Here is a 2,653-nt window from a genome sequence, read left to right on the forward strand (position 1 = left end):
GCCGCGGTGGATGCCATTATCCGCAGCGAGAACCAGACCGCATAGGGATCGCGCAAAGCTTGACGCGCTTGGAGACTATACAAGCGCGTCGGCTGCTTTCCCTGTTTCTCGCGTAAGCGTGGCCTGAGTACCGCAGCTAGGCGGCTTGGGCGACCTCTTGCTCGCTCGGATGCCAGTTCCACGGCATGAGCTCATGCCAGCGAGTAGCGGGCCAGTCGCCAGCGATCTTCTCGATGATATCGGCGATGTAGGCCTGCGGTTCGATACCGTTGAGCTTGGCTGTCTCGATGACGGAATAGATGGCCGCAGCCCGTTCGCCGCCAGCCTTCGATCCGGCAAAGATCCAGTTCTTGCGGCCGATCGCCACGGGACGGATCGCGCGCTCGGCGATGTTGTTGTCGATCTCGGCAACGCCCTCGTCGATGTAGCGGGTGAGCGCATCCCAGCGCTTGCGGCCATAGCTGAGCGCCTTGGCCATGTTGGACTTGGGCGACAGGCGGCGCAGCGCATCGTCGATGATCGAGCGCAGTTCGTTCACCTGAGGCCTGCTTTTGTCCTGGCGATGCCGGCGGCGCTGGTCAGGCGGCTGCCCGCGTATCTCTTCCTCGATCCGGTAGAGAGCGGCGATCCGATCCAGCAGGTTGCTCGTCAACGGCGTCGGGCTGGTGGCATGGTTCTCGAATATCTTGCGCCGGAAATGCGCCCAGCAGGCGACCTCCCGAATGCGGTTGTCCCTGTAGAGCTTGTCGAAGCCTGCATAGGCATCAGCCTGTAGCAGCCCGGTAAAGTCCTTGAGCTCGCTTTGCGGGTGGACGCCGCTGCGGTCAGGGGTGAAGCGATACCAGGCCAATGCCGGCGTGGATGCGCCAGCGGCACGATCATCGACGACATAGGCCCAGAGCCTCGCCTGGACCGTCTTGCCCTTGCCGGGCATCAGCATGGGCACGGGCGTGTCATCGACATGGATCTTGCCGGCCTTGATCCCTTCTTCCCGAATGCGACTGACGATCGGGTCGAGCAGATGTGCGGCCTGTGCTGCCCAGCCTGCCAGCGTTGATCGGTCGATATCGAGGCCCTGTGCCGCCATCATCTCGGCCTGGCGATAGAGGGGGAGATGATGATCGAACTTGGCGACGACGACATGGGTGAGCGTGGCGAAACTGGCTTTGCCCCGGGCAATCGCCTTTACGGGCACCGGGGCCTGGACGATCCGCTCGCAGGATCGGCAGCTATATTTAGGACGGACAGTGCGGATGACGCGCCATTGCACCGGCGCGACGTCGAGCATCTCGTCGCTGTCCTGCCCGAGCGGACGCAGGGCGCCTCCGCAGGAAGGACAGGTGCAGGTGCCTGCTTCCGGCTCAATCCGGCGTTCGGCCCGCGGCAGATGCGCCGGCAAGGCACGGATCGGCGCCGCTCGCTCCCTCTGATCCGTCTGGACTTTGCGGATATCGGCAAGCTCAGCTTCGCCTTCCAACTCCTCAAGGGTGAGTTCGAGCTGTTCGATCTGGAGGGACAGCTTCTCCGAAGACTGACCAAAGGTGAGCCGCCGGAGCTGGGCTAGTTGGAAACGCAAGGTATCGATCAGCGTGTCGCGGGCCGCCAGAGCTGCCTCCAACTCGGCGATACGGGCGTCCTTATCGACGGGGGAAGATCCTCGATCCGACACCCTGGAATACTATCAAAACGGCACCGCCGATGCCAGAAAAACCCTCAGAAATCCTCACTTTTTAGCCCGCCAGCAGCGGTGCTGCTGTCCGCTCCGGGCGTCGCCAGTCAATGCCTTCAAGGAGCATGGAAAGCTGCGCCGAGGTCAGGCCGACCTTGCCCGTCTTCGTCACCGGCCAGACGAACCGACCACGGTCCATCCTCTTGGAGAACAGGCATAGGCCTTGGCCATCATACCAGAGCAGTTTGACCAGATCGCCACGCTTGCCCCGGAAGGCAAACAGCGCCCCGGAATGCGGGCTCTGCTCCAGAACCTGCTGCGCCAGCACTGCCAAACCATCAAAGCCCTTGCGCATGTCGGTGGCACCACAGGCCAGATAGATCCGGGTGGAAGGTGGCAGCGGGATCATCGCGTGAGAACGGCAACGACACGTGCGAGTGCGTCGGCATCGACACCGGAGTCCACGGTCAGCTTCACGCCCGAGGGCAGTTCGATCTCGATATGACTACCCGCCGTCGGCAGTCCCGGAACCGGGGCGGAAAGCTCGACCTCTGCGAAACTCGGCAAGGGCGCTGGCCTGGCGCCGCCAAGTTCGCCCGACATCGCCTGTCGTCGCCAGGTGTAGATCGACCCGCTGCCAATCGCGTGCCGCTTGCAGGCATCGCCAACCGAACCCTCCGGGCCAAAGGCATCGCGCAGGATCGCCAGCTTCTGCTCCACTGTCCAACGGCGCCGACCCGCAACGACCTCAATCCGAGTGCTCATACGACCGCTCGTATGAGCACTCATATGACCGCTCACTGGTCCACCTTCGATCTCGTTATCCATTGCCGCTCCTATCCGAGCGGCAATCAGCCCTTCATCCCGCAACCGCGCAAGGCGGCCTCGGCGCCACGGTTACTTTCTCGCGGCAACGGCCATTGTACGTTGAGACGCTCGGTTCACTTATGGCAGATCACACAACTGCTCGAGCCCTCATCGACA

The 2,653-nt window shown here is 62.9% G+C and carries 4 protein-coding genes; 1 reads left to right on the forward strand and 3 read right to left on the reverse strand.

Translation table 11 applies throughout. The features are described from left to right. Window positions 1-136: 136 nt before the first annotated feature. From tnpC to tnpA, 3 genes are all read right to left on the reverse strand, one after another. Entirely contained in the window at window positions 137-1,669 is a 1,533-nt protein-coding gene (tnpC, locus tag RT424_RS24245) for an IS66 family transposase (protein ID WP_313443438.1), read from the reverse strand. 61 nt (window positions 1,670-1,730) lie between these two features. Beyond that, on the reverse strand, window positions 1,731-2,078 hold the full coding sequence (gene tnpB, locus RT424_RS24250) for an IS66 family insertion sequence element accessory protein TnpB (protein WP_009824048.1): 348 nt from the start codon (window positions 2,076-2,078) through the stop codon (window positions 1,731-1,733). Next, window positions 2,075-2,434, reverse strand: a complete 360-nt coding sequence (gene tnpA / locus RT424_RS24255) for an IS66-like element accessory protein TnpA (protein WP_313443442.1) — start codon at window positions 2,432-2,434, stop codon at window positions 2,075-2,077. The genes tnpB and tnpA overlap by 4 nt, the downstream gene beginning before the upstream one ends. A 12-nt stretch (window positions 2,435-2,446) precedes the next feature. On the opposite strand from tnpA, the gene RT424_RS24260 reads away from it, so the two are divergent. Next, on the forward strand, window positions 2,447-2,653 hold a 207-nt coding region (locus RT424_RS24260; protein ID WP_313443444.1), incomplete at its 3' end, for a hypothetical protein.

Source organism: Novosphingobium sp. (assembly GCF_032093395.1).
Taxonomy (GTDB): domain Bacteria; phylum Pseudomonadota; class Alphaproteobacteria; order Sphingomonadales; family Sphingomonadaceae; genus Novosphingobium.

What these genes read in the sequence shown, in the direction of transcription:
- tnpB (WP_009824048.1), bottom strand. Translation starts at nt 2,078, where the DNA reads ATGATCCCGCTGCCACCTTCCACCCGGATCTATCTGGCCTGTGGTGCC.
- tnpA (WP_313443442.1), bottom strand. Translation starts at nt 2,434, where the DNA reads ATGAGCACTCGGATTGAGGTCGTTGCGGGTCGGCGCCGTTGGACAGTG.